Genomic DNA, 3,412 nt, shown 5'->3' with positions numbered 1-3,412 from the left:
GCCGATGGTAGTGTGGGGTTTCCCCATGTGAGAGTAGGTCATCGTCAAGCACCTATACCAAAACCCCCGATCGTGAAAACGTTCGGGGGTTTTACTTTATGCCGCGTAAAACTTTCCGAGTGCAACTCAGCCTTTGATAGGCAACGAAACAGTGCATCGTTATCATGCGTGCCTTATTGCTTGGCGGAACTTACATGCTTGCATTATTGACTCTTCTTCAAGACGGGCGATTCCACTCCGGTGAGGCGCTAGGCGCAGCCTTGGGCGTAAGCCGCTCTGCTGTGTGGAAGCAGTTGCAGGCACTACAGTCTGAATTGTCTCTGCCGGTGCATAAAGTGCGTGGGCGAGGCTACCGACTCGAAACGCCGCTGCAGTTGCTGAATGCTGACTGGCTTAACTCGCAAGTGGGGGCGCCACAGTGGGCCGCGTGTGTTTTGCAAAGCGTGGATTCGACAAATGCTGAAGCGTTGCGCCGTATGTCACAAGCTCAGTCGATGCCGTTTTATGTAATTGCGGAGCGGCAAACCAATGGGCGAGGGCGACGGGGGCGTAGTTGGCTAAGTCCCTTCGGCGAGAATCTCTATTACAGCTTGGTTGTTCGTGTTGAGGGTGGCATGCGCCAACTTGAAGGCATGAGCCTCGCGATAGGCCTCGCTCTATTACAGGTTATTCGTGCCTTTGGCGTGTCTGAGGCCGGGCTGAAATGGCCCAACGATGTGTTGGTGGCTGATCGCAAGTTGGCGGGAATCTTATTGGAAATTTCCGGCGATCCAGCTGATGTGTGCCACGTGGTTATCGGGATTGGTTTGAATGTGAATATGCTCGCGGCCGAGCAGGGTGCGATCGGCCAGCCCTGGACGTCTATGCGTGCTGAGTTAGGGCATTTGTTAAATCGTAATGAACTGGTCAATGAGTTGAATCGACAGCTGTCGCGATATCTCGAAATTCAATTGCGCGATGGTTTTTCAGCCTTGCAGGACGAGTGGCAGGCCAGCCACCTTTGGCAGGGCCGACAGGTAGCATTAACGGCTGGCGGTGAACCTATTGTGGGTGAGGTTGCTGGTGTGGACTGTTCAGGCGCCATTCGTTTGCGGGTTAATGGTGCTGAGCGGAGCTTTAGCGGCGGTGAGCTTAGCCTGAGGCTACGTGATGATTCTTGAGCTCGACTGCGGTAATACATTTATTAAATGGCGTTTGCTGAATAATGACACGGTCGCAGCATTCGCAGGTGGTGTGGTTGATTCAGATCAGGCGCTTATAGATGTTGTTCTCGAGCAGGCTGTTTCATTGCGCGCGTGCCGCCTTGTCAGTGTGCGCAGTGATGAAGAAACCTCGAATTTGATATCACGTCTTCAGGCGTCATTTAATGTTGAGTGTCTTGTTGCGCGCCCTGAGGTTTTTTTGTCAGGTGTCCGTAATGGTTACGAGCAATATGAGCGCCTCGGCCTTGATCGTTGGCTCGCTGTTGTCGGGGCCTATCAGTTATCCCGAAAGGCTTCGCTGGTCATTGATCTTGGCACGGCGATAACGTCGGATTTTGTTGCTGCCGATGGTTTGCATCTTGGTGGTTTTATCTGTCCAGGCGTACCACTGATGCGTACCCAGTTGCGTACCCATACCCGGCGGACACGCTATGACGCCGATGAGGCTGCTAGGGCGCTGAAAGAACTGCTTCCGGGGAGGGCGACTGCCGAAGCTGTTGAGAGAGGCTGTTTACTGATGCTGCGCAGTTTTGTTGGTGCTCAGGTAACAATGGCGACAGAGCTTCTTGGAAGTGGCTTTGATATTTTCCTCACAGGCGGGGACGCCTCGCTGGTCATGGATGTTATTCCAGGTGCGCACGTTGTACCTGATCTTGTATTTATTGGCTTGGCGATCGCTTGCCCTATTGACTGAGGTCTTGCATGCGCTGGATGTTCTTGTGGTTGGTTGTACTGAATTTGTTTTATTACGTATGGCATCAGCAGCGTGCGCCTTTGCGTGTGACTGAAATAGCACCGCTCTCTATGGTGCAAGATGCCAAGCGGGATATACGCCTGTTGAGTGAGTCGAATGAGGCGTCGCGACGAAATGTTGCGGCCACTCCGCCAGTTGAGGCGGTTTGTTTGTTTTTAGGTGGCTTTGAAGTTGCTGAGGATGCAGCTTCTGTAGAGCAGCGGTTGTTGAGCTTGGATATACAGTCCCGCGTGCAGAGCATGGATGCGGCTGCGGGTATTGATTACTGGGTTTATTTGCCGCCGCTGGCTTCTAGGCAGGCCTCTCTACGGCAGTTGCGTGAGCTGCAGGCTCGAAAGATAGACAGCTATATTATTACGCAAGGGGATCTGGCCAATGGTATCTCCCTGGGTATTTTCCCTCGCAGCGATTCAGCGCAGAGCGTAATGCAGCGTTTGCGTGACGCAGGCTATATGCCGTCGCTGAGGGAGCTAACCCGGGCGCATCGGAGTTTTTGGGTCCGGATCTCTCCAGAAAGTCGGCGTTTGGCTGATGATTCTTTGCTGCAGCGCTTGGCTGTCGACTTTAAAGGCTTGGAACAGCAATTAATGCCGTGCGAAGGGGTTGCAAGCCAGTAATAGAATGCATAGAATGGCGCCCGCTTCGCAGGGTGGCGCTTACAAGTACTCTGCGAAGTTGCTGTCAAAGTAGCTAACCTCAGGTTTTTAATGAGATTTTGCTTGACAGTAGGTCGGCATCGAATGAGAATGCCGCCCCGTTTGGAGGGATTCCCGAGTGGCCAAAGGGATCAGACTGTAAATCTGACGTCATCGACTTCGAAGGTTCGAATCCTTCTCCCTCCACCAGATTTAGCGAGAGCTGCAGGCCTCGCGGGTATAGTTCAGTGGTAGAACCTCAGCCTTCCAAGCTGATGATGCGGGTTCGATTCCCGCTACCCGCTCCAGTTCGTTGTTCTTGCGATGGTTATTGCTCATGTAGCTCAGTTGGTAGAGCACACCCTTGGTAAGGGTGAGGTCAGCGGTTCGAGTCCGCTCATGAGCTCCATATAATAAAGGCAGATATGAGAGTATCTGCCTTTGTTTTATGGTGCTGATGTTGGGTCAATTCTTCTCTGGGAGGCAGGTAAAATGGCAAAAGAAAAATTTGATCGTTCCCTACCGCACGTCAACGTAGGCACCATCGGTCACGTCGATCATGGTAAGACCACGCTGACTGCTGCGTTGACTCGTGTTTGCTCCGAGGTTTTCGGTTCGGCTGTTGTTGACTTCGACAAGATCGACAGCGCGCCAGAAGAAAAAGCTCGTGGTATCACCATCAACACCGCGCACGTCGAGTACAACTCGAAGATCCGTCACTATGCTCACGTTGACTGCCCAGGTCACGCTGACTATGTGAAGAACATGATCACCGGTGCTGCCCAGATGGACGGCGCTATCCTGGTTTGCTCGGCCGCTGA

Annotated in this window: 4 protein-coding genes and 3 tRNA genes; all 7 read left to right on the top strand. The window is 52.8% G+C overall.

Annotation, left to right across the window (positions count from 1 at the left end):
* Nucleotides 1-194 precede the first annotated feature (194 nt).
* Entirely contained in the window at nt 195-1,160 is a 966-nt protein-coding gene (gene birA, locus AUK77_RS01730; protein WP_296125516.1) for a bifunctional biotin--[acetyl-CoA-carboxylase] ligase/biotin operon repressor BirA, read from the top strand.
* Nucleotides 1,150-1,896 carry a pantothenate kinase gene (locus AUK77_RS01725; RefSeq protein ID WP_296125514.1) on the top strand — a complete coding sequence of 249 codons (747 nt, stop codon included), beginning with the start codon at nt 1,150-1,152 and terminating at the stop codon, nt 1,894-1,896. Before birA ends, AUK77_RS01725 begins: the two co-directional genes overlap by 11 nt.
* 8 nt (nt 1,897-1,904) lie before the next feature.
* Nucleotides 1,905-2,573: an SPOR domain-containing protein gene (locus tag AUK77_RS01720; RefSeq protein ID WP_296125512.1), complete on the top strand. Its 669-nt coding sequence runs from the start codon at nt 1,905-1,907 to the stop codon at nt 2,571-2,573.
* 143 nt (nt 2,574-2,716) lie between these two features.
* A tRNA-Tyr gene (locus AUK77_RS01715) sits at nt 2,717-2,801 on the top strand.
* 24 nt (nt 2,802-2,825) lie between these two features.
* A tRNA-Gly gene (locus tag AUK77_RS01710) sits at nt 2,826-2,899 on the top strand.
* Nucleotides 2,900-2,924: 25 nt separating this feature from the next.
* Nucleotides 2,925-3,000, top strand: a tRNA-Thr gene (locus AUK77_RS01705).
* Nucleotides 3,001-3,083: 83 nt separating this feature from the next.
* Nucleotides 3,084-3,412 (top strand): GTP-binding protein (locus tag AUK77_RS01700; protein WP_296125510.1); only part of this gene is annotated, 329 nt, incomplete at its 3' end.

Origin of the sequence: Pseudomonas sp. Ga0074129 (genome assembly GCA_001465025.1) — a bacterium.
Lineage (GTDB): Bacteria > Pseudomonadota > Gammaproteobacteria > Pseudomonadales > Pseudomonadaceae > Aquipseudomonas.
The sequence above is the reverse complement of the archived record's forward strand: the minus strand, read 5'-3'. Positions and strand labels throughout refer to the sequence as shown.

What these genes read in the sequence shown, in the direction of transcription:
- AUK77_RS01720 (WP_296125512.1), top strand. Translation starts at nt 1,905, where the DNA reads ATGCGCTGGATGTTCTTGTGGTTGGTTGTACTGAATTTGTTTTATTAC.
- AUK77_RS01725 (WP_296125514.1), top strand. Translation starts at nt 1,150, where the DNA reads ATGATTCTTGAGCTCGACTGCGGTAATACATTTATTAAATGGCGTTTG.
- birA (WP_296125516.1), top strand. Translation starts at nt 195, where the DNA reads ATGCTTGCATTATTGACTCTTCTTCAAGACGGGCGATTCCACTCCGGT.